At 68.3% G+C, this 19,312-nt stretch carries 18 protein-coding genes; 10 read left to right on the top strand and 8 right to left on the bottom strand.

From position 1 onward, the window contains the following. Nucleotides 1-2 precede the first annotated feature (2 nt). The 3 genes from ACM6LU_RS15465 to ACM6LU_RS15455 form a co-directional block, all read right to left on the bottom strand. A complete protein-coding gene (locus ACM6LU_RS15465) occupies nucleotides 3-266 on the bottom strand; it encodes an acyl carrier protein (RefSeq protein WP_414938362.1) in 264 nt (87 codons plus the stop codon). Continuing rightward, entirely contained in the window at nucleotides 259-1,908 is a 1,650-nt protein-coding gene (locus ACM6LU_RS15460; protein ID WP_414938361.1) for a fatty acyl-AMP ligase, read from the bottom strand. The genes ACM6LU_RS15465 and ACM6LU_RS15460 overlap by 8 nt, the downstream gene beginning before the upstream one ends. Before the next feature lie 152 nt (nucleotides 1,909-2,060). Next, nucleotides 2,061-2,690, bottom strand: coding sequence for a DUF6801 domain-containing protein (locus ACM6LU_RS15455; protein ID WP_414938360.1), 630 nt, complete (start codon nucleotides 2,688-2,690; stop codon nucleotides 2,061-2,063). 459 nt (nucleotides 2,691-3,149) lie between these two features. Here ACM6LU_RS15455 and ACM6LU_RS15450 point away from each other — a divergent pair, with 459 nt between their 5' ends. After that, nucleotides 3,150-4,274, top strand: a complete 1,125-nt coding sequence (locus ACM6LU_RS15450) for a S1 family peptidase (RefSeq protein ID WP_414938359.1) — start codon at nucleotides 3,150-3,152, stop codon at nucleotides 4,272-4,274. Here ACM6LU_RS15450 and ACM6LU_RS15445 read toward each other — a convergent pair. Beyond that, on the bottom strand, nucleotides 4,264-4,515 hold the full coding sequence (locus ACM6LU_RS15445) for a hypothetical protein (protein WP_414938358.1): 252 nt from the start codon (nucleotides 4,513-4,515) through the stop codon (nucleotides 4,264-4,266). The genes ACM6LU_RS15450 and ACM6LU_RS15445 overlap by 11 nt on opposite strands. Before the next feature lie 378 nt (nucleotides 4,516-4,893). Between ACM6LU_RS15445 and ACM6LU_RS15440 the strand changes: the two genes are divergently transcribed. From ACM6LU_RS15440 to ACM6LU_RS15425, 4 genes are read left to right on the top strand one after another with little or no spacing between them, the layout of a single operon-like run. Beyond that, nucleotides 4,894-6,159 (top strand): MFS transporter, encoded by a 1,266-nt coding sequence (locus ACM6LU_RS15440; RefSeq protein WP_414938357.1) that lies wholly within the window; start codon nucleotides 4,894-4,896, stop codon nucleotides 6,157-6,159. After that, nucleotides 6,156-7,472, top strand: coding sequence for an ATP-grasp domain-containing protein (locus ACM6LU_RS15435; protein WP_414938356.1), 1,317 nt, complete (start codon nucleotides 6,156-6,158; stop codon nucleotides 7,470-7,472). The genes ACM6LU_RS15440 and ACM6LU_RS15435 overlap by 4 nt, the downstream gene beginning before the upstream one ends. Beyond that, nucleotides 7,469-8,728 (top strand): acyl-CoA dehydrogenase family protein, encoded by a 1,260-nt coding sequence (locus ACM6LU_RS15430; RefSeq protein WP_414938355.1) that lies wholly within the window; start codon nucleotides 7,469-7,471, stop codon nucleotides 8,726-8,728. Before ACM6LU_RS15435 ends, ACM6LU_RS15430 begins: the two co-directional genes overlap by 4 nt. Further along, nucleotides 8,721-9,971, top strand: a complete 1,251-nt coding sequence (locus tag ACM6LU_RS15425) for an ATP-grasp domain-containing protein (RefSeq protein ID WP_414938354.1) — start codon at nucleotides 8,721-8,723, stop codon at nucleotides 9,969-9,971. Before ACM6LU_RS15430 ends, ACM6LU_RS15425 begins: the two co-directional genes overlap by 8 nt. A gap of 166 nt (nucleotides 9,972-10,137) precedes the next feature. On the opposite strand, the gene ACM6LU_RS15420 is transcribed toward ACM6LU_RS15425, so the two are convergent. Genes ACM6LU_RS15420 through ACM6LU_RS15405 form a run of 4 tightly spaced genes read right to left on the bottom strand, consistent with a single transcriptional unit; the run spans nucleotide 10,138 to nucleotide 15,302 of the window. Then, complete coding sequence (locus ACM6LU_RS15420) at nucleotides 10,138-11,442, bottom strand: FAD-dependent oxidoreductase (protein ID WP_414938353.1); 1,305 nt, start codon at nucleotides 11,440-11,442, stop codon at nucleotides 10,138-10,140. Between the two features lie 19 nt (nucleotides 11,443-11,461). Then, complete coding sequence (locus tag ACM6LU_RS15415; protein WP_414938352.1) at nucleotides 11,462-12,496, bottom strand: NAD(P)/FAD-dependent oxidoreductase; 1,035 nt, start codon at nucleotides 12,494-12,496, stop codon at nucleotides 11,462-11,464. After that, nucleotides 12,496-14,022: a class I tRNA ligase family protein gene (locus tag ACM6LU_RS15410; RefSeq protein WP_414938351.1), complete on the bottom strand. Its 1,527-nt coding sequence runs from the start codon at nucleotides 14,020-14,022 to the stop codon at nucleotides 12,496-12,498. Before ACM6LU_RS15410 ends, ACM6LU_RS15415 begins: the two co-directional genes overlap by 1 nt. Beyond that, nucleotides 14,022-15,302: a SidA/IucD/PvdA family monooxygenase gene (locus tag ACM6LU_RS15405; RefSeq protein ID WP_414938350.1), complete on the bottom strand. Its 1,281-nt coding sequence runs from the start codon at nucleotides 15,300-15,302 to the stop codon at nucleotides 14,022-14,024. Before ACM6LU_RS15405 ends, ACM6LU_RS15410 begins: the two co-directional genes overlap by 1 nt. A gap of 379 nt (nucleotides 15,303-15,681) precedes the next feature. Between ACM6LU_RS15405 and ACM6LU_RS15400 the strand changes: the two genes are divergently transcribed. The 5 genes from ACM6LU_RS15400 to ACM6LU_RS15380 all read left to right on the top strand — a co-directional run bounded on the left by ACM6LU_RS15400 (nucleotide 15,682) and on the right by ACM6LU_RS15380 (nucleotide 19,308). Further along, nucleotides 15,682-16,446, top strand: a complete 765-nt coding sequence (locus ACM6LU_RS15400; RefSeq protein WP_414938349.1) for a response regulator — start codon at nucleotides 15,682-15,684, stop codon at nucleotides 16,444-16,446. Nucleotides 16,447-16,552: 106 nt separating this feature from the next. Further along, entirely contained in the window at nucleotides 16,553-16,954 is a 402-nt protein-coding gene (locus tag ACM6LU_RS15395; RefSeq protein WP_414938348.1) for a cupin domain-containing protein, read from the top strand. Continuing rightward, a complete protein-coding gene (locus tag ACM6LU_RS15390) occupies nucleotides 16,947-17,270 on the top strand; it encodes a hypothetical protein (protein ID WP_414938347.1) in 324 nt (107 codons plus the stop codon). The genes ACM6LU_RS15395 and ACM6LU_RS15390 overlap by 8 nt, the downstream gene beginning before the upstream one ends. Next, nucleotides 17,270-18,649, top strand: coding sequence for an FAD-binding oxidoreductase (locus ACM6LU_RS15385; RefSeq protein WP_414938346.1), 1,380 nt, complete (start codon nucleotides 17,270-17,272; stop codon nucleotides 18,647-18,649). Before ACM6LU_RS15390 ends, ACM6LU_RS15385 begins: the two co-directional genes overlap by 1 nt. Beyond that, nucleotides 18,646-19,308 (top strand): DUF6875 domain-containing protein, encoded by a 663-nt coding sequence (locus ACM6LU_RS15380; RefSeq protein WP_414938345.1) that lies wholly within the window; start codon nucleotides 18,646-18,648, stop codon nucleotides 19,306-19,308. The genes ACM6LU_RS15385 and ACM6LU_RS15380 overlap by 4 nt, the downstream gene beginning before the upstream one ends. Nucleotides 19,309-19,312 lie beyond the last annotated feature (4 nt).

The following is a 19,312-nucleotide window of genomic DNA, read 5'->3' as shown; positions in this document are numbered from 1 at the left end:
TTTCAGCGCCTTTCGTCGGATCCGTCGGCCTCAACGCCGAGTGCCTCGCCGAGCACTTCGGCCACCGACCCGATGTCGGTGAACCGGTCCAGCTGGTCAAGGTCGATTCTCACGTCGTGGTAGATCTCCAGCGCGGACAGGAGTTTTATCCGTCCCTTGGAGTCGATACCCAGCTCCTCGAGCGGTGCGTCGAACTCGATTTCGGCGGGATCAAGCCGAAAAGTCTCGCTGACGACTTTCACGACCTCCGCGCGGTGCTCACCCACGGCGCCGACTATAACGCGCCTTCGCGGCCGCCCGCGCGACCTTGCCACTGGAAGTGCGCGGAAGGTCACCGGAGGGAACCAGATGGACAGATCGCAACGTCAGATCATGTTCGCGTGACACCGCCCGCAATACCACCCGGGTGACTTCTTTGACATCTCCTTCGGCGTTCTTTGCCCATTCGGCTACCAACATCGCCCCTTCACCCTTGTCGTCCGTCACACCGAAGGCGGCGACGCGGTCGCGGCGGATCGCCGGATGCGCTTCGCCCGCCACCGCTTCGATGTCCTGCGGGTGGAAGTTACGGCCGTCGATGACGATGAGATCCTTGAGCCTGCCGGTGATGTAGAGATCGCCGCGGTGGAACACGCCGAGGTCACCGGTGCGCAACCAGCCGCCGACACCGTCGAGTTCGCCTCCGAAGGCGGTGGCGTCGCCCCGGCCCCAGTAACCCGCCGCGACGTTCGGGCCGTGGATCCAGATCTCCCCGGCCAAGCCGTCGGGCCGCGCCACCCCGTCGCGGACGATCCGCACCCGCTGCCCGAGTGGACGGCCGACCGAAACGAGTTCCTGGCCGTCCGGCGCCTCGATCGCCCGGCCCTGCGCGAGGGCTTCCCGGTCGAACACCGCGCCCCGCGGTCCTTCCGCGCCCGCGCTCGCCACGTACACGGTGGCCTCGGCCAGGCCGTAGGACGGACGATGGGCCGCTGGCCGGAACCCGTGCGGGCCGAAGACCTCCTGGAATCGCGCGACCGTGCGCGGCTGTACCGGCTCGGCGCCGTTGAGCGCGACGCGGACGTCGGAGAGGTCGAGGTCGTCCCCAGCCTCTCCGGCGGCGTCGACGGCCAGGTCGAACGCGAAGTTCGGCGCGGCGGTGAACACGGCCGGGTGATCCGCCAGCTGACGCAGCCACCTCGCGGGCCGGTGCACGAACTCGGCGGGCGACATGAATACCGACCGCGCGCCCGCGAAGACCGGCAGGCACAGGAGCTGGATCAGGCCCATGTCGTGGAAGAACGGGATCCAGCCGGCACAGGTCGTACCCTCGTCGACCGCGTAGGCCTGGCTCGCCTGCCAGCAGGCCGCGGCGACCGCCCGATGCGGGATCACGGCACCGGCGGGCTCTCGCGTCGACCCGGACGTGTACTGCAGGTAAGCGGGACTCTCCGGCGTGACCGGGAGCGGATCGACACCCGGCCCGGAAAATTCGTCGACCACGACCAGATGTTCTGGCGTTCCGGCTTCGCGCGTTTTCGCGGCGGCGGCCGAGGAGGTCAGCCAGACCCGTGCGCCGCAGTCCGCCAGCACACCGGCGAGCCTGCCTCGCTGAGAACGGCTGCCGGGCGCCATCAACGGCACAGCCACCAGACCGGCGGCGAGTGCTCCGAAGAACGCGAGGGGGTAGTTCAAGTCCTGGCCGGTGAGCACGGCGACGCGATCACCCGGCCGAGTGATCGGGCGCAGTGTCCCCGCGACCTCCCGCACCCGGGAGACGAACTCCGCCCAGGTGACCGTGTTGTCGACGCCGGCACTGTGGTCCTGATGCGTGAACAGCGGTCGCGGGTCGGCTCGGCGAGCGAACAACCGCTCGACGATCGAGGTGCGCAGCACCAGCTCCGGAACATCCACCGGCGACGCGGTCATGTCCGGCAACCTACTGGAACCGCCGAGCGGCCGCGGCAGGCAACCCGTCACCGCCGCTCACACGGTCGATGTCCCCGATGCGACATTGGAGACGCTGAGCGTCTCCAATGTCGCATCGGGGACATCAGTCACGCAGTGCCCGCGGCCCCGGGTCAGTTCACCGTCACGGTCGCGAGCGCGGCGTCCTGGCCGGGATCCATGCCGCACGGCAGGTCGAACGTGCCGAGATCCGTCGGCGTTCCGTCCGCGCGCTTCGGCGTGACCTTCCCGGTGAAGGCGCCGCCCACAGCGAAGGCGACCGAACCGGACTTCTTCACGGTGAGGCCGGGGATCGGGCCGGTGATGACGAGCGCCAGCGGGCCGTCCTGCGGCACGGGGGTGACCGGGAAACCAAGGCCGTTGAGTGTGACACCGAGTTCGGTGCCGTTGTAGTCGACATCGACGTTCGCCGACGCGGTGCCCTCGATCGTCGCGGCGCCGATCAGGTTCAGCGCGGTGACGGTGTCCCCGGTGAGGGAGACGTTCACGGAAAAGGCGGTGACATCGATCGGAGAATTGACGGTCACCGCTTCGGGAAAGGTCGCGGTCACCGTCGCGGCGACCTGCTGCGCTCCGATGAGCGGCATTTCACAGGTGAAAGTCAGGTTCTTGGTCACCGGCCCGGCGAGGGGAACGCTGCTCGCGGAAGCGACACCGGCGGCCGCGGGCAACGTCACGACGGTTCCGGTGAAAACGAGAGCGGCGGCGATCCTGGCAAGGGGTCTCGAAGGCGAAACGCGCATCTTGGAATCCTCCGGTCGGGAATTCGAGAAAAGGAACGGAAAAAGTCGGAAATGCGGTGCTTCGGGAACGTTACGACGCTACGAACCGGCTAACAACACGCCACCGCGCTCGGATCGATTCAGGCGACCAGGTCCCGATTCTTTTTGTCATTCGGCGACGATTCCCCGGGCGGGTTCTTGCCAGATCGGTCCGGCCGGGAAACCGGCGCGGCGGTGAAACACCTCCGCTCGGCCGAGTTCTCCACCTGATCACGCGAGTTGCCGGTCCAATCACGCGTGATGCCCTTCTGGACACGCGAGTTGCCCGTTTGGACACGCAAAGCGGGGCTCTGGAGGGACAGAGTCGTTCACTCTCGGGAATTTCGGACAGAAGACCGGACATTTCTCGCCAATCCTTCGACCTCGGCCGCACACTCGGCGGGCAGTGTGTTTCTTTCCCCCGGCCTTGGAGGAGTCACCATGCGTCGAAGAATCGCCATGGCACTCGGCGGCGCCGCCGTCCTGACCGCGAGCCTCGCTTCCGCCGCCCTCGCCCCTGTCGCACAGGCTTCCCCCGGACTGATCGCCGCCATGCAGCGGGACCTGGGACTCACCGCCGCGCAGGCCGAAACCCGGCTCACCCAGGAAATGACGGCGGCGCGCGTGCTGCCCGTCGCCCAGCAGGCCGCCGGTGCGGCCTTCGGCGGGGCCTGGTTCGACCCGGCACGCGGCAAACTCGTCGTCGGGGTGACCGACCCCGCGGTGGCGTCCGCCGTCCGGCAGGCCGGTGCCGACCCCGCATCCGTCGCGATCAGCGCGGCGCGACTCGACGCGGCGAAAGCCGAAATCGACCTGTCGGCCAAGACCCGGCCCGCCCCCACGGCCGTCAGCGGCTGGCGCGCCGACCCGCGCAGCGGCACCGTCGTGGTCGCCGTGCGACCGGGTGCGTCCGGTTCCGACGTCGACGACTTCCTCGCCAGGGCAAGGAAAACCGGCCCGGTCAGCGTGGTCACCGCTCCGACGGCCATCCCGTTCGCGGCGGGCACCGTCGGCGGCGACCCGTACTACATCAACGGGAACACCCGCTGCTCGATCGGGTTCTCCGTCCACGGCGGATTCGTCAGCGCCGGTCACTGCGGCGGCTCCGGCAGCTCGGTCGTCGGCTGGGACGGCTCGGTGATGGGCAACTTCGCCGGATCTTTTTTCCCCGGCAACGACTACGCGTTCATCCGGATCGGCAACGGCTGGTGGACCGCGCCGGTCGTCCTCGGCTGGGGCACGGTGAGCGACGCCCTCGTGCGGGGATCATGGGTCGCACCGGTGGGCACCTCGGTGTGCCGCTCGGGCTCGACGACCCACTGGCACTGCGGCACCGTGCTGGGACACAACGAGACCGTCAACTACTCGCAAGGCGCGGTCCACCAGATGACCCGCACCAACGTCTGCGCGGAACCCGGCGACTCCGGCGGTTCCTTCATCACCGGCGACCAGGCCCAAGGAGTCACTTCCGGCGGCTGGGGCAACTGCCGTTCCGGCGGCGAAACCTGGTTCCAGCCGGTGAACGAGATCCTGCAGACCTACGGCCTGTCGCTCGTCACCGCTTGACATCCGCTGTCCGCGGTTCGGGCAGAAAAGAAGGGAGCGCGCCGAGGCTGTGCCGCACGGCCTCGACGCCGTACTCGAACATCTGCCGTTCGTAATCGCCGACCGCGCCGCCAAGGTCCTGACGCCCCTCGGCGGCCTCGATCTGGCAGCGGCGCGACAGATCGGCGTCTCGCAGGGCGGTGTTCGCGCCGGAGTACGTGCCGGTCGACCACGGTCCCTGTCTTGCCTCGGCTGAGTTCACCGACCCGGTTCAGCCGCGGGTTCGAACCCCACCCTGCCCGGCGAACTCCGGTTCGTCCGATTCTCCTCCCGAGATTCCCGAGCCGACGGGAATAGTTCCCCTACCTACCGGGAACGAGCCGAACCTAGCCTTTTGGCACCGGTCGGCCATGTCGGCAACGCTCGCTGTCCCTCCATGGACTGGACCCGGTGCGCTTCGTGGACCACCGCGGGTATCCGACAATGGAGGTGGATGTGTGACTGAGCAAGAAGCCGGCGAACAGGCGGTCGACACCGAACCGATCAGCCAGGGCGATCGCGCGAAAAAAGACGATTCTTCCCTGGGGCCTGCTGTACCGGCCGAGGCGTGGCCGCGGGCGGCGATGAGGGACGTGGTCGGATGACCGGCGACAAGAGGACCGGCGTCTTCGCGGTGCTGCGGGAAACCCCGGCCCCGGTCAGGTACCTGCTCGGCGGCATGCTCGTCAACCAGCTGGGCGCGTTCGTCCAGACGTTCCTGATCCTGTACCTGACCTTCCGGGGTACCTCGGTCGGTTTCGCCGGGGTCTGCCTCGCCGCGTACAGCGTGGGAGCGATCTTCGGCGCCATGCTCGGCGGCGAGCTGACCCACCGGTTCGGCGGCCGGGCGACGATCGTGACGGTGATGACGTGTGCCGCGCCGCTCGTCGCGTCGATCCCGCTGGTCTGGGGCATGCCTTCGGTGCTGCTCGTGGTGATCGCGCTTTCGGGGCTGTCGATCCAGGCGTACCGGCCGGCGGCGGCGGTGCTGCTCGCCGAGCTCATGCCGGAAGAACACAAGGTCATGGGCTTCTCGATGATGCGCATCGCGCTGAACATCGGTGCCGCCATGGCGCCGCTGCTCGCCGCCTTGCTCATCCAGGTGAACTGGGACCTGCTGTTCTGGCTGGACGGCGCGACCGCGGCACTGTGGGCGTTGCTGGCGTTCGTTTTGCTGCCGAAGCGGGTCGCGGCTCCGCCCCATGCCGAGTCCGACGGCACTTCCGTACCCGCCATGAGCGCCCGCGCGGTGTACGGAACGCTGGTCCGCGACACCCGTTTCCTGTGCTACCTCGTGGCAGGCGTGTTCGGCATGATGGTCTACGCCGGGTCGATCGCGGTGCTGCCGTTGAACATCGTCACCGCCGGTTATCCGGTCGGGCTGTACAGCACGGTGCTGGTGGTCTCCTCGGTCGTGCTGATCACCTGTGAACTGAAGATCACCACGTACATCGTGCGAATTCCGAAGTATCTCGCCGGATTGTTCGGCAACCTGGTCAGCGGGCTCGGATTCGTCCTTTATGGACTGATTGCGGAGCATCCGTTCTTCGTGGTGGCAGGCGCGGTACTGGCGGTGTCCGGGCTGATGATCCACGGACCGAGCACGGCCGCCCATCCGGCCACTTTCCCGGTCGAGCTGCGAAGCCGCTACATCGCGACGAAAGAGACGTTGTCCGGGCTGGCCGCGACGATCGGCCCGATACTCGGGTTGTTCCTGTGGAGCACCTTCGGCGGATCGGTGTTCTGGGCCTTCTGCGCACTGTTGTCCTTCATCGCCGGATCGATGCACATCTACGGCCTCAGGCAACCCCCCGTATCGGAGCCGGTGGCCGAGCCAGAACCGGAAGTCGTGGGAGAGCGACCATGAACGAATCCAACGGTGTACTACTGGTCATCGGCAGCGGGCTGAAGTTGTACCGCGAGTACCTCGTCTCCTCCATCCACCGGTGCGCCCGCGCGGCGGGTCTCGGCCTCGTGCTGCTGAACAATCTCAAACCCACCTGGCAGCACGCCTACTTCGACGAGATCATCCACACCGACGTGTTCGACGCGGACGAGATGCTCGCCGCCGCCCGCGAAGTCGCCGGACGGCACCGGATCGTCGGCCTGATGTGCTGGGACGAACCGGTCGTGCTCGCCGCGGGCGAACTCGCCGCCGAACTCGGGGTCCCAGGGTTGAGCGTGGACGGCGTCCGCGGCTGCCGCGACAAGAACCGCTCCCGGACCGTGCTGACCGCCGAAGGGCTGCCGCAACCGGGTTACGCCTTGACCACCTCCCTCGACGAGGCTCGCGCCGCGGCCGCCCGGATCGGGTACCCGGTGGTGCTCAAGCCGAGGGCCATGGGCGCGAGCATCGGCGTGGTGTTCGCCGCCGACGAGTCCGAGGTGGACGCCGCGTTCGGAGTCGCCATGGGCGCGGCCACGGTGGACCAGAGCCGCTACGGCGGGGGCGCGATCGTGGAGGGCTACGTCTCCGGTCCGGAGATCAGCATCGACGCCGCCGTGTACAAGGGCGAGTACCTGCCGATGTTCGTCGCCCGCAAGCACACCGGCGACCAGCCGTACTTCGAAGAGGTCGGGCACGTCGTCGACGCCGACGATCCGCTGCTGCACGACACCGAACTGATGGACGTCCTGACGCGGGCGCACCGCGCGCTCGGCGTCGAGGACGGCATCACCCACACCGAGGTCCGGCTGACCGACCGCGGTCCGCTGATCATCGAGGTCAACGGCCGTCTCGGTGGCGACCTGATCCCGTTCCTCGGCAGGACCGCCACCGGTATCGACCCCGGCGAGATCCTGTTCGCCGTCTCGACCGGGCGGCGACCGGCCGTCACCTCGACCCGGCACGCGGTCGCGGGCATCCGGTTCGGCTACCCGGACCACGACTGCCTGGTCCACGAGGTCACCGTCCCGGCCGACGCGCCCGGTCTGGTGCTCGCGTCGCCGATGATCGATCCGGGGAGCACCTTGCGGCTGCCTCCCGGCGGCTATCTGGCCAGGCACTCGTTCGTGGTATGCGAGGCAGGCGACCGGGAAACCTGCGCGCAACGACTGGACACGGCCGCCGCCATGGTGCGGATCGACGCCGATCCGGTGGACCCACCAGCACCCGGTACCGCCTTCGAGATGCCCGCCGGGCTGCTCGACGTCGACGAACACGAGGGAGTTTCCGCATGACCATGACCGAGCCCGTCCGCACCGATGTGCCGCTGACCGGCGCGCAGATCCTCGCGAACGCCAAGGCACTCGCGCCGATCCTGCGCGAGCGGGCCGCGGAAATCGAGAAGAACCGGAGCCTGCCCGCGGACGTGGTACAGCTGTTGCGCGACGCCGGCGTCTTCCGGATCGGCTTCAGCCGGGACTGGGGCGGCCCCCACATGACCTCGATGGAGCAGACCGAGGTGATCGAGGCGCTTTCCCACGGCGACGCGTCCGTCGGCTGGTGCGCCAAACTCGGCTCGGACATCGGCCTGCACGCCAATTTCCTCGACCAGGACGAGGCACGCCGGATGTTCACCAGCCTCGACATGCACTCCGCGGGGGTGCTCCCGGTGACGGGGCGCGCGGAACGGGTTCCCGGCGGCTACCGGCTCACCGGCCGGTGGGGGTTCGGCAGCGGCTCGACCCACGCCGACTGGGTGGCCTCCGGCGCCATGGTGTTCGAAAACGGTGAGCCCTATGCCAGCCCGGACGGCAGCAACCCGCACGAGTCACGCCTGTTCATGGTGCCGGGCGAGCAGATCGAATCCCTCGACAACTGGCACACCCTCGGCCTGTGCGGTTCCGGCAGCAGCGACTACACGATCACGGACGTTTTCGTGCCGGAGAACCACTCCCTGACGTTCGACAACCCGAAGGTCCCCAATGGACCGCTGGTGCAGCCGGACGTGATCCAGCGCAGCATGTGCGGCGTCCCGCTCGGCGTGGCGAGGGCGGCGCTGGACTACGTCCGCGGTCTCACCATCGAGCGGGTCGACATGGTGAAGGGCTCGCCATGGCGGATGAGCGGGGTCGCCTGGAAGGACAACGAGCACATCCAGATCACGCTGGCCGAATGCGAGGCCGACTACAGCACGACCCGGGCCGGTGTCTACCGGGCGCTGGAGCGGCAGTGGGAGGTCACCGCCGACGGGATCGGCACACTGGACGATCTCACCCCCGACGAGCGGGTCGCCCCGGCGCTGACCGGCTGGCAGGCGTTCCAGATGTCCAGGCGGGTCGTGCAGCGGCTCGCCGAGCTACTCGGCACGGCGGCGATCAGGTCGGGCGACCCGATCAACCGGTGGCTGCGGGACTCGATGACCATGGCCATGCACCCGACCGCGAGGGACCGCGTCACCCAGACGGTCGGCGCGCATCTGGTCGGTGCCAGGCCCTCCATGCGGTTCATGCTCGGCATCGTGGACAAGCCCAAGACAGAGTCCGATGCGTGAGCGGCCCATCCTGATCGTCGGGTTCGTGACGCCGGTGCTGAGGGCGCTGACCGGCGTCGAACCCGACGGCTCGGTCCTCCTCGTCGAAGAGCCGGACGTGGTCCGCAAGCGGGACCTGCGCGCGAAACTGGCCGGGTCTCCCCTCGTCCGTGAACTGATCGAGTGGGAGCACACCAAACCCGGCACGGCCGACGAGTTCCACGCCACCCACCGCGACCTGGACCCGGTCGCGGTGGTCCCGCTCGTCGAGTACGCCACCCCGTTCGCCGCCCGGCTCGCCGAACGCTACGGCGTGCCGGGCGCGAGCCTCGGCGCCGCGCTGACCCTGCGGGACAAGGCTTTGCTGCGGCAGGTCAGCGCGGCCGCCGGGGTGGCGAACCCGGAGAGCGCCACCGTGACCTGCCCGGCGGACGTGCTCGCGTTCATGCGTGCCCATCCCGGCCCGGTGGTGCTCAAGCCGGCGAACCGGCAGGCCGCCGTTGGCACGCAGATCGTCCACGACCCGGCCGAAGTCGAACAGGCCTGGGCGAACTGTCTCGAGCAGGACGAGGGCATCTTCGTCCCGGACCGGCCGATGGACCTGCGCATGCTGGCCGAACGGTACGTGCCCGGACCCGAGTACAGCGTCGAGATGCTCGTCCGCGGCGGACGGCAGTTGTTCGCCAACGTCACCGGCAAACAACTCTACCCCGGCCCGCGGCCGGTGGAGCTGGCGCACATCGTGCCCGCCGACATTCCCTACGACCTCACCGAGACGCTGGCGGAAGTGACCCGTCAGGTCGTCGCGGCCGTCGGGTTCGTCGACGGCATCCTGCACTGCGAATGGATCGTCGCCGACGGTGTGCCGTTCCTCGTCGAATGCGCGGGCCGGATCGCCGGGGACGGCATCCTGGAGATCATCGACCACGCCTATCCGATCAAGCTGCTGCATACGTACTTCGCCATGATGCGCGGCGAAAGCCTGCCCGAACTGCCTCGCCGCGCCACCGGCGGCGCGGTCGTGCGTTTCGTTCCCATGGAGCCCGGCGTGGTCGACGCCGTGCTGGGCGTCGAGCAGGCCCGTCAGGTGGAAGGCGTGTTCCTCGTCGATCTCCAGGTCGGCCCCGGCCACCGGTCCACCGCGCTGCGCAGCTCCTGGGACCGCTCGGGCCTCGTCATGGCGGCGGCGGGCAGTCCGGCCGAGGCCCTGCGGCGCGCGGAGAAGGCCGCCGGCCTGGTCCGGATCGAGGTTCGCCCAGAGTGAAGTACGTGAAGGCCCCTTCCTTACGCTAGGCGCAAGGAAGGGGCCTTCACGTACTTCACATTGCGCGGCTTTGAGGCGCAACTCGCGTGCTCAGACGGCGATCACGCGTGATTGGACGGCGAACTCACGCGAGTTCGCCGTTCAAGCACGCGTGATCGCCGTTTCGTCAGCGGCGGAGGCGGTGGAACGCGGCCGCGGCAACCGCAGTGAGCGCGGAGGCACCCAAGTACTTCAGGATCCGGTGCTGGCGGGTGGCACGGTGCTGAGCCTTGGCGTACGGGATGGTCGTGTTGGTGACCATGGCGTGGAGCGGCATCCAGCGGTGGCGGAGCACCTTCTCCAGCAGGGTGTCGCAGGCTCGCTCGAGGCGGACCGCCGGGGAGCGCACGGTGTCGCGGAGTTCGGCGAAGTTGCGGTGGGACATGGCGGCCAGTGCGTCGGTGTTCGGCTTGCGGCGGGCGTAGTAGCGAGCCAGTGCCGCCGGCGTGTCACCGGTGTGGTGAGCGAGGCTGTCCGTCAGCTCCAACGCGTCCTCGAACGCCGAGTTCATGCCCTGCGCCAAGAACGGGTAGACGGCGTGGCAGGCATCGCCGATCAGCACCACCTTGCCCTCGTAGGTCCACGGGGCGGTGCTGACGGTGACGAGGTTGAACGTGGGTTGCCGCAGGAACGTCTCGCCGAGGTCGGGGACCAGCGACAGGACGTCGGGAAAGTACTCACGGAACAAGGACTCCACGTCCGACGCCGTCCGCAGCGAGTCGAAGCCGTGGGTGCCGTGGAACGGGAGGACACAGGAACAGGTGAAGGAACCGTCGCGGTTGGGGTGGGCGAACATCATGATGTCGCCGCGGGGCCAGAGGTGGAAGACGTCGTCGGCCATGCGGTGGGTGCCGTCGGCTGCCGCCGGGATGTGGAGTTCGCGCCAGCCCCATTCGAGGTAGTCCTGCGAGAACTCCGCGCGTTGCTCGTGGTGCATGAACCGGCGGACGGCCGAAAAAGCACCGTCCGCGCCCACCACGACATCCGGCTTCACCACGAGACTCCGGCCGCCAGGGTCCACAAAGGACGCAGACGGCAGGTCCCGGTCCACGCCTGTGCACCGCGTGTCGAACACGAACCGCACACCCGGGACCCGGCAGGCCGCGTCCACCAGCAACGCGCTCAGGTCCTGGCGCTGGATGGCCAGAATGCCGCCCTCGCCATAGGCCGAGAACCGCAGTCCGCCGTCCGGGTTGTGCAGCATCCGTCCGTGCATCGGCACGACGAGCCGCTTCACCTCCTCCGACAACCCCAGGCCGTCCAAGGCCGCCAGGCCGCGCCGGGACAGCCCCAGGTTCATGGACGTCACCGCGCTGGCCGTCTCGCGCGGATCCGGCCTGCGGTCGTACACCGTCACCGCGTGTCCTTGCCTGCCCAGCGAGAGCGCCAGGAACGCGCCAGCCATACCGGCACCCACAATCGTGAACTCCACTACTCACTCTCCTTGTCGTTCACGCACTGACCTTCATGACAGCGGCGAGGATTTCCTTGGCGACGAGCGGCGCGGCGCCGAAACCGGATCCACCGCAGGCCGGCCGGGACCACACCGACGGGCGGACCCGGGTGAGCACCGGCCCACCGGTGACGGGATCGGTCGCGTAATGGCAGTCCCGCACGGCGACCACGGTGTAGTCCGCGACGCCGGTGAAGATCGGCTCGGCGAGCAGCCGATCGGCCCAGGGTTCACGGTCCGGGTCCACAGTGGACACGACCTCCCGGCACACCGCGCCCGAACTGATTTTGAGCAGGGTGCCGCTACCGGGAGGCAGCAGCCAGGCCCGGCGGTCGGCACCGATCCGGCCGACGCCGGGAGCCGACGCCCACCAGCCTGCCAGGTGCCGCGGCGGGCGCAGGTAGACCATCGTCTGGCGGTGCAGCACGACGGGCGGCCCGGTCAGCTCGGTGGCCCACGGCCCGGCCGCGACCAGAACGAGGTCCGCGCCGACGCTGGTGCCGTCGGCCAGCGCCACCCGGTGGTCGTCGACGGCGTCGACGACACATCCCGGCCGCAGCGCCACCGCGGGATGCGCGGCGAGCCACTCGGCGGCCGCCCGCAGGAACCGGTCGGCCAGCAGCACTCCGGCGGCGGGATCGAGCACCCCGCCGTTCCCGGCCGGGAACACCACGGGCGGCAGGTCGTCCGGCGAAACGACGGTCGCGGCCAGTCCCGCCTGCCCCGCGGTGCCGAGTGCCTGCCCGAGCTCGTCCGGGGTGCCCGCGGTGACCACGCCGACCGGCCGGAAGATCCTGGTCCGCAGCAACGCTTCCAGCTCCAGCCAACGACGACGGGCCTCGGCCATCCGCAAGGTGCCGTCGAGGTCGTCCGGGCGCAGCACCCGCAGCACCCGGTGCTGGTCGGACGAGGTCGACGCGGGATTCGGGACGGGACCGCGATCGAGCACGGTGACGCGGTGGCCCGCCCGTGCGCATCCGATCGCGGTCACCAGCCCGGTCACGCCGGCCCCTACGACGACGACCGTGGCCATCAGCCGCTCAGCCGGGGCAGCCGTTTCGGGGTGACCGTCTCCGCGTCCACCTGTCCGGGCAGTGTCGTGTCGGGCAGCGCGGCCTCGGCGAGGTCGATCAGGATCGGCGCGGCACAGCGCAGGAACACGTCCACCTGGTGGCAGAGGTCGCCCGCGGTCTCGGCGGTCACGGTGGCGGCCAGCCGGTCCAGCCTGCCGAGCTGCTCGGCGAGGGTCGACGCCACGGCCGTCACGCTGAAGCGTTCCAGCTCGTACCCGTCGGCGAACCGGTCGGCCATCCGCAGCGCCGTTCGCCTGGCGTCCTCGGAGACCGGCAGCGGACCGTGGTCCACCCATTCGTCGATCACCGCCGCGACCCGGTTCCAGGGTCCGGTCAGCCGCGTTTCGCTGACCCGGAGCAAGGCCTCGTGGGTGAAGTCGGTGCGCTGGTACTCGGGACTGGTGGCGCAGAGGTGGAACCGGATGAGATCACGCGGCACCTCGGCGGCCAGCTCGCGGCCGGACACGACGTGCCCGCGGCTGGTGGAGAACTTCTCGTTGGCCAGTTCGTAGAACTCATTGGTGATGTACCGCGACGGCAGCACGTGACCGCCCATCGCGGTGAGCATGGCCGTGCCCACGATCGCGAACGGGTAAGTCGCGTCCAGACCGAGGAAGTACACCACGGTCGAGCCGGACTCCGTGTGCCACAGTTCGTCGTCGGTGGCCAGTACCGCGCCGCGGTTCTCGGCGGCGAGGGCGGTGGTGAACATGCTCCACGGCATGCCCTCCATATGCGGGTAGATCACCTGCCCGGTCACTTCGGGGAACGGCGCCGGGATGCCCCACGACGTCGGTTGCGTGATCGGGAAGTCCGGCAGGGGCCCCGCCAGCGCGGACTCGATCAGCTGGGCCATGCCGGGCCGCATCGGGGTGCGGGCGAAGTACGCCTCCAGCTCCGCGCGGTACCGCTCCACCGGGAAGACGAGGATGTCCGCCTCGCGATATTCCAGCGGCTCTTCCGGACGCAAGGTCGAACGCGGGCCGATCAGATCGCCGGGAGCGACCGGCAGCCCGCAGCTCTCGCAGATCCCGGCGTACCCGTCGGCGAGGCAGAACGGGCACCCACCGGTGACATAGGCGTCCATCAGGTACTCGCCGGTGCTCGGCAGGTACGGGAAGCGGACTGTGCGCAGCTCCAGTGCGCCCATGCCGTGCAGGCGGTCGTAGAAGTCCATGACCAGCTTGGTGAACCGGTCACCGATGCAGCCGAATCCGTCGACCTCGATCCCCATCGCGGCCAGGGTCTGCCGAACCTGTTCCGCGGAGCGCTCCCGCAGGTCTTCCGGTGCCACGCCGAGCCGCGCGGCCGCGGTGACGATGTAGTTCTGCGTGAAGTGCATGCCGGTGCCGTACAAGGCTTCTCTGCCGGTCGCGCGGGCGTACCGGGTGCAGACGTCCGCGGCGAGGAAGGGCCCGGCGAGGTGGCCGAGGTGCAGGTCGCCGTTCGCCGTCGGTGCCGGCGAGATCACCACCAGCCGGTTCATCAGGCGGTCCTCGACTCGACGGCGCCGCGGCGGGCGAGCAGATCGCCGACGATGTCACGAGAACGGTGGGCCAGCACGCTGATCAGCGAGTCGGCGATACCGTGCGTGGCCTCGTTGATGCCCTGCAGATACACCGCGCCCCAGGCGGAGTCGCCGAGGTCGACCCGGTAGCAGCGGCTGACCGAGATCTCGGACAGCCCGACGCGGTCGGCCAGGTCGCGAACCATCGCGGGCATCCGCTGGTCGAAGCCGGTGCCGAGGAGCACCAGGTCGCAGTGGAGCGGCTCGACCTTGCCGCTGGTCCGGTCGCGCAGGTCGAGCACGACCTCGTCGTCTTCGATCCTGGCGCCGACCACCTCGGTCAGAGTCCGCACCTCCGAACGCTGCTGGCCGATGCCGCGCTGCTGATAAAGCGTGGTGTAGATGTGGTCGAGGAACGGCGGGGCCGCGCCGGCGTAGTTCGTCAGGCGCATCTCGTCCAGCACCTGCTGGCGGATCTCGGGCGGGCTGTCGTAGAAACGATCGACGAACGACGGGAAGAACAGCTCGTTGACGAACTTGCTGGTCTGGTAGTTCTGCGGGCCGATGGACCGCACGATCATGGTCCGGGTGCTGTTGGGCAGGTTGTCGTGCAGTGCCATGAACATCTCGGCCGCGCTCTGCGCCCCGCCCACCACGACGGCGCGCAGCGGCGCGTCCGCGGGCAGCTGCGCGATCCGGCGCCGGTACTGGGCACTGTGGATGAGTCTGTCGGACGGCAGACCGGAAAAGACGTCGGGAACGTGCGTGTCGCGGCCGCCACCCACGACCAGATCACGGCAGCGGATCGTGTCCCCGCCGGGGAGCGTGGCGATCCAGCCGGTGATCGACCCGTCGGCGCCACGTGCGGGTTCGATGCTCTGAACCTTCGCGTCGTAACGGATCCGGACCTGATCCAGCGACTTCGCGACCCATTGCAGGTAGTCGGAGAACTCCCAGCGGAACGGGTGGAAGGTGCCGAGGTTGACGAACTCGTCGAGCCGGTTCTGGTCGTGCAGGAAGTTGAGGAAGGAGAACTTGCTGCGCGGATTGCGCAGAGTCACCAGATCCTTCAGGAAGGAGACCTGGCTGCGTGCCCACGGCATCAGCAGATCGCGTTGCCATTTGATGTCCGGACTCTGCTCCAGCAGCAGCGTCTGCTCGGCCAGCTCCGGGTTCCCGGACTCCTCGATGGCCACCGCGAGCGCCAGGTTCGCCGGTCCGGCCCCGATTGCCAGCAAACCCACCTGTATTTCAGTCACAGATACACCCCGTTCGTCCAGAATAGGATTCCGATACTAAAGACCGGCATTTCCCCGGCGACAGGGTCGGCTTTCCCGAGAACCGGGGAACCTCACCGAGAATTCCCCGTGAACCGGGAAGTTCTCCCCTTTCCACCGGGAGAACACACCGGACCACCGTGCACGCTCCGCCGGTCCTTGTCCGAGACTCGGTGCGGCAGATTGACCTTGCCCTCGTTGATCGGGGACTCCCCCGTTCAGCGGCTTAATTGATCGCGATCAATTAACCATAACGGTCATACGGGTCCGTTCGATATCCAGTACATACGCTCGCCTTCATTGCACTTCACTGAACGGAGCCGAGCGAGCGGGCTCAGTAGCGGCAGGCATAAGGGGAAAGATGAATCTGCACGCCAGTAACGGCAACACCGCTCGGTTATGGCCGGTCGAACGTCCCGACCGGCGGCACACCGCGATCCTGCTGTCCGACCACACCACGGGTGAAGAAAACGGCGACCCCGCGCCGCTGACCGTTCTGATCGCCGACTCCCAGCCCGCGGTCCGCCATCAGGTCCGATCCGCACTCGAACTCGCCGGTGGCGTCGCCGTCGTCAGCGAGACGGCCACGGCGAACGCGACGATCGCCGAAGCCTTCCGGCACCAGCCGGACGTACTGGTCATCGATCCGCGGCTCGGCGAGTTCGCGAACGTCGACGTGCTGAGCCGGGTGTCGCGAGTCGCACCGGAAACCAAGGTACTGGTACTGAGCGCGGTCGATGACGACACCGCCATCAGGGCGGCGATTCAGGCAGGCGCGCGCGGCTATCTGATCAAGGGCGCCGATCCGGACCAGGTCGTCCGCGGTGTGCAGGTCGTGGGGGCGGGTGAAGCGATCGTCGGGAAGGCGATCGCTGTCCGGTTCAGCGCCTTGATGCGGTCGGCAGCCGGGCTGGAGCCGTACCCGTTTCCCCAGCTGACGACCAGGGAACGGGAGGTGCTCGACCGCATCGCCGCCGGCAAGTCGAACTCGGCCATCGCACGTGAGCTCGCACTCGCGCCGAAGACCATCAGCAACCGCGTTTCCGCGGTCTTCGGCAAACTCGGGGTAGCCGATCGCGCACAGGCGATAGTGCTGGCGCGGGACGCCGGCCTCGGGCGCGGCTGATTCACCGCCGATCGGGAATAGTTCCCCTATTCCCGGGAAGCAGGCCGAACATAGCCTCGATCAGCACCGAACGCCCGGCAAGAAAACACGCTGATCGGAGTGGGTTGTGACTGACCTGGACCAAGCTGCCGTCGACATCCGCAGGCTGGAGCACGAGAACCTGACGCGGGCCTACGGATTGGACATGAAGCTGCTCTATCCGTGGAACGGTTTAACAGCACCGTTTCGAGGAGCTTGGTGCGTGCTGCGCCCTGGTGACGTATCGGTTTCCCACGCTCATCACGAGCACGAGATCTTCATCGGAATGGCAGGGAGCGCCGAGGTGGTCACCGAGGGCGAACGGCACAGGTTCGGGGCAGGAGACCTCGTGTTCTTGAAGCCGGGGATCGAACACAACCTCGTCAACGACCACGACGAGGACTTCTCCTACTACGCGATCTGGTGGGACCGTGCGATGTCGGACGAGTTCGTCGCCGCCGAGATCGACCGGGCCGAGTCCCATGATTGATTACGACGGGCGGAAATTCCGCAAAGCGGGCGGCGATGCCAACGCGATCGCCGTCTACCGGCAAGAAGGCGATGTCGTCTGGGCCGAGTTCGCCGGCGGTGACGTGCGACGCGGATCGATCGCGGGCACCCAGCGGGAAAACGGGGCCCTCCATCTGGGTTACACGATCGTGCTCGCCACCGGTGAGGTGATCTGCGGGCACACGGTGAACACGCCGGAGGTGGCCGAAGACGGCCGCATCCGGTTACGGGAGGCGTGGGAACGCTACGGCCCGCACGCCGCCACCGGCGTTTCCTACCTCGACGAGGTGAGCTAGTGTCCCGCAACCCTTCGGACGCGGACTGGCGACGCCTCGACCTCGCCGTGGCAGGCCGGGTGCGGCGCCCCGGCGAGGCCGGATTCCGCGAAGCCAGTGTGCCGTTCAACAAGCGGTTCGCCGGAATCACCCCCACCGGTGTCGTGTCCGTGGCGAACACCGCGGACGTGCGGACCGCCCTCGAATGGGCACGCGATACCGGCGTCGACGTCGTCGCGCGTAGCGGAGGGCACAGCTACGCGGGACATTCGGTCAACACCGGCCTCGTTATCGACCTCAGCGCGATGAACACCGTGACCGCCAACGGTTCGACCGGCCTCGTGACAGCCGGAGGCGGCGCGCGGATGGCAGACGTCTATGCCGCCATCCGACCCCACGAGATGGCGTTCGCACTGGGCAACGGCGCCTCGGTCGGCATCTCGGGCCTCACCCTCGGCGGTGGTTGCGGAGCCACCTCACGCGTGCTCGGGCTCACCGCGGACGCGCTGGTGGCGACCACGGTGGTGACCGCGGACGGACAACTGCTGCGGTGCGACGCGAACACCAACGCCGACCTGTTCTGGGCCTGCCGCGGTGGTGGCGGCGGGAACTTCGGCATCAACGTGTCGTTCACCTATCAGGCGACGCCGGTCACCGACTGCGCCAGCTACTTGCTGTTGTGGGACCGCGCGGACGCGTCGAAGGTCTTTTCGGTGCTGCAGGAGACCGTGCGGCAGGCACCGGACGAGTTCGCGACCAGGATCGGGGCAAGCAGCACAGGCGGGTCGGCACCCGTCGTGTCGGCCATCGGGCAATATTTCGGACCTGTCAGGGAGTTGCGGGAGATTCTCGACCCCGTCCTGTCGGTGGCCAAGCCGATCCGCATGGATCTCGCCGGCCGGACCTACTGGCAGGCCCAGGACGACATGCTGCACGGGACCGCCGAAGGCGCGTTCGCGGTACGGACCAACATCCTCACCCAGCCACTGCCCGACGAGGCCATCGCCACGATGCTCTCGTCCGTCGATCGCCTGCCCCGCAGCGGAAACCCGGACGGTGGCGGCGCGGCCCTGTTCTCCTGGGGTGGCGCGATCAACCGGATGGGCGCGACCGAGACCGCGTTCGCCCACCGGAACGCGATGTTCCTGCTGTCCATGGACACCTCGTGGGCCGAGAACGACGAGCCCGCCGTGGCCGACGCCAATCTCCGCTGGCTGGAGGACCTGGGGAACGTGATGTCGCCATACGTCTCCGAAGGCGCTTTTCAGAACTTCATCGACCCTGACCTCGTGGACTGGCGCACCGCCTACTACGGCGTCAACTATCCACGGCTGCGGGAAATCAAGAAGCGGGTCGACCCGGACGGCGTCTTCACCTTCGCGCAAAGCATCGGATCATGACAGGCGACAACAAGGTTCTCATCTGGACGGCGGCCGAGGTCGAGAACGGCGCCGCTCCGGCGGAGCATCTACCGTATGTCCGGGAAATCCTGGCGTGGGCGGGCCGCTATCTGGTCTCTCCGAACCCGGAACTTGGCCGGAACGGCCCGGTGTGCCCCTACACCCAGCCTTCACTCCACAAAGGACTTTTCTATCTCGCGTCCCTGACCGCCACGAACGGCGAGACGGACATAAGAGACGCGATCCAGAGCCTGCGCTCGTGGTACGAGCGGCTGTCGAACCGGATCTCGCCGTCGGACCGAGAGCTGCTGACGATCCTGCTCGTGCTGCCGCAACTGGACTACGACGATTCGACCGCGCTGGACGACCTGCAGCGCGAGGCGAAGGACACGTTCGTCGCCGACGGCCTGATGATCGGGCAGTTCCACCCGGTCTGCGACCAGCCAGGGCTGTGGAACGAAAAGTTCAAAGCGCTGCGCGCCCCGGTACCGCTGCTGGCCATCCGCAAGCTGGTCGCCTTCGACCTGCCGTTCCTGATGGACAACGCGGTGCACGCAGAGAGCTACTTCCGGCGGTTCGCCCCGGACATCCCGCCCCGCATCCGCGGCCAGCTGGTCAAGCGGTTGGCGGGCAACGAAAAGTCCCTGCAGACGGCCTGAAACA

The organism is Amycolatopsis sp. cmx-11-51 (assembly GCF_047608665.1).
GTDB lineage: Bacteria > Actinomycetota > Actinomycetes > Mycobacteriales > Pseudonocardiaceae > Amycolatopsis.
This window is presented reverse-complemented; position numbering and strand designations above follow the sequence as displayed.

Excerpts from the sequence above, each read along its gene's own strand:
- ACM6LU_RS15460 (WP_414938361.1), bottom strand. The coding sequence starts at position 1,908 with ATGACCGCGTCGCCGGTGGATGTTCCGGAGCTGGTGCTGCGCACCTCG.
- ACM6LU_RS15455 (WP_414938360.1), bottom strand. The coding sequence starts at position 2,690 with ATGCGCGTTTCGCCTTCGAGACCCCTTGCCAGGATCGCCGCCGCTCTC.
- ACM6LU_RS15450 (WP_414938359.1), top strand. The coding sequence starts at position 3,150 with ATGCGTCGAAGAATCGCCATGGCACTCGGCGGCGCCGCCGTCCTGACC.
- ACM6LU_RS15440 (WP_414938357.1), top strand. The coding sequence starts at position 4,894 with ATGACCGGCGACAAGAGGACCGGCGTCTTCGCGGTGCTGCGGGAAACC.
- ACM6LU_RS15435 (WP_414938356.1), top strand. The coding sequence starts at position 6,156 with ATGAACGAATCCAACGGTGTACTACTGGTCATCGGCAGCGGGCTGAAG.
- ACM6LU_RS15430 (WP_414938355.1), top strand. The coding sequence starts at position 7,469 with ATGACCATGACCGAGCCCGTCCGCACCGATGTGCCGCTGACCGGCGCG.
- ACM6LU_RS15425 (WP_414938354.1), top strand. The coding sequence starts at position 8,721 with ATGCGTGAGCGGCCCATCCTGATCGTCGGGTTCGTGACGCCGGTGCTG.
- ACM6LU_RS15415 (WP_414938352.1), bottom strand. The coding sequence starts at position 12,496 with ATGGCCACGGTCGTCGTCGTAGGGGCCGGCGTGACCGGGCTGGTGACC.
- ACM6LU_RS15410 (WP_414938351.1), bottom strand. The coding sequence starts at position 14,022 with ATGAACCGGCTGGTGGTGATCTCGCCGGCACCGACGGCGAACGGCGAC.
- ACM6LU_RS15400 (WP_414938349.1), top strand. The coding sequence starts at position 15,682 with ATGAATCTGCACGCCAGTAACGGCAACACCGCTCGGTTATGGCCGGTC.
- ACM6LU_RS15390 (WP_414938347.1), top strand. The coding sequence starts at position 16,947 with ATGATTGATTACGACGGGCGGAAATTCCGCAAAGCGGGCGGCGATGCC.
- ACM6LU_RS15380 (WP_414938345.1), top strand. The coding sequence starts at position 18,646 with ATGACAGGCGACAACAAGGTTCTCATCTGGACGGCGGCCGAGGTCGAG.